This window comes from Chryseobacterium sp. CS2K3 (genome assembly GCF_059515185.1).
The window spans coordinates 1-2041 of record NZ_JCAKRW010000026.1; the positions used below are offsets into that span (position 1 = coordinate 1).

Annotated in this window: 3 protein-coding genes; all 3 read left to right on the forward strand. The window is 32.5% G+C overall.

What is annotated here, in order from left to right:
* The coding region (locus AC5YGG_RS20820) for an RHS repeat-associated core domain-containing protein (protein WP_496146352.1) at positions 1-983 on the forward strand (983 nt) is incomplete at its 5' end.
* A 2-nt stretch (positions 984-985) separates the two neighbouring features.
* Positions 986-1522, forward strand: coding sequence for a hypothetical protein (locus AC5YGG_RS20825; RefSeq protein WP_496146353.1), 537 nt, complete (start codon positions 986-988; stop codon positions 1520-1522).
* Between the two features lie 331 nt (positions 1523-1853).
* Positions 1854-2041 (forward strand): Arm DNA-binding domain-containing protein (locus AC5YGG_RS20830; RefSeq protein WP_496146354.1); only part of this gene is annotated, 188 nt, incomplete at its 3' end.

Sequence of the window (2041 nt, forward strand, 5' to 3'; positions counted from 1 at the left end):
AATATTACTGGCAGCAATGTGATGGACCGTGGAATCCTATGGATCCCCCTAATTGCATTGATGGATGGAAGCCAGGAGAAATTGTCGAAGTCAATAATTATTATCCTTTTGGATTGCTATATAATTATACTGCTACAACTCAGAATGCTTATCAATACAAGTACAACGGAAAAGAACTCCAAGAGACCGGAATGTATGATTATGGCGAGAGATTTTATATGCCGGATATCGGTAGATGGGGCGTGGTTGATCCTTTAGCGGAAATAATGCGTCGTCATAGTCCTTATAATTATGCTTTTAATAATCCGATTAGGTTTATAGATCCAGATGGTAGAGCTCCTTTTACTGATTACTATAATTTGAAAGGGCAACTCACAAAACATGTTGAAGATGGTAAAACGGATAAGAAAATAGTATTAACTACTAGTAAAAAGGAAGCTGATACAGATGCTGCAATAAACAATGGTCATGTTGTTAATCAGATAACTAATGACCAGATTAAACAGATCGATGATATATATGCTTTTGGTAAAACAGACAAAACAGGCACTGAGAAAGGGTTTTATTTGGGGCAGAATGGAAAATCATCAAAAACTGTAACAGGTGAAAAGACTGGAGAAGTAGGACCAAAAGCATGGGCCGAAGCTAAAAAAGATTTGCGAGACAAAGGTGATACTGTTGCTTCTGATGCGCACTTACACCCTCTTGATTATGACAATGCAGGTAATGTGGTTGCTTACGGAAAACCAACACCTTCAATGGGAGCAGGCAAAGATACAGATCCTAAAAATATGCAGGGAAATCAGCCATCTATGGTTTTGGGGTGGACGGAAATCCCAGGATCATTGCCTTCAGGTCAAATAGGAGGAACACCTTCTCCTAATACATATTCTCCTACAGTAGGATTTTATAATTCAGGAGGTTCTATTATTACAATAGATTATTCAGCCTTTAAAAAAGCAATGGAAAAAGTAAATAAATAATTATGAAATATTCAATCTGTGTTTTATTGGTTTTGTTGATGAGTTCTTGTGCATCTTTTATAGATGTGCCAAAAAATAGTATCAATAGTAATAGTATGGTATTCGATTATGGTAGCAATGAAAATAAACTTAAATATATTAATAAAGTTAATGCTTCAGCTGATCACGACATATACTACACAACGCACTTTTCAATAAAGTTACCTAAAAATATTGTTAATTGGAATGTAAGAAGTAATAATTTTTTCTTTGAATATGATGACAAGCAGATATTTTATATTTACTCTTCTTATAAAAATGAAGGACAGGAATCTGAGAATTGGGAATTAAAAAATATTGATTATAATGAAGTTTTAAAATATATAGGAGAATATTGGGATAAAAGAAAATATAACGAAAATTATCTCTATGAAGGACATAATGGAAGAGTATCGAGGTTATACACAAATGGAAAATATAAAATATTGTTTTATAATATAAAAACTGAAAATCTTCAAACATTTATTGAGAGCGCAAAAACATTTAATACAAACTTATAAACCTCTCTCCCGCACGATTGCATCGTGTGGTGGATAATAAGTAACCTTGTATTTTATGAGGTTACTTATATTAAAAGTTCTGAACTCGCAGAAAATTGTAAAAGCGGATTAAGTCCCGCATTAATAAAGGGTTTTAAAGGAATGATAAAATTTAAATGATGCACTTAAAAGCCACTTAAAGAAGTCCCAATTGGAAAAGCAGGTTACCAAATCGTTACCTACTGTTTTTAGAGTCTGAATTTTAAGTGGTTGTAATTCAGTATTTTGCTTTGTATTTCATGTTGCCTCGTAACTCAATTGAATTTAATTTTAAATATTAAAACATTGAGTTATGGAAACTACAAAAAGATCAACTTTTAAGTTATTGTTTTACCTTAAAAAAAATGCACCAAAGAAAAATGGCAACGTATCTATTATGGCAAGACTAACCATTAATGGCAGTATCTCTCAGTTTAGTACCAAGCTGGAAATTAATCCACAACAATGGAATTTAAAATATGGACGGGTAAATGGTAAATG

Coding starts and splice junctions, on each gene's coding strand:
- AC5YGG_RS20825 (WP_496146353.1), top strand. CDS start 986: ATGAAATATTCAATCTGTGTTTTATTGGTTTTGTTGATGAGTTCTTGT.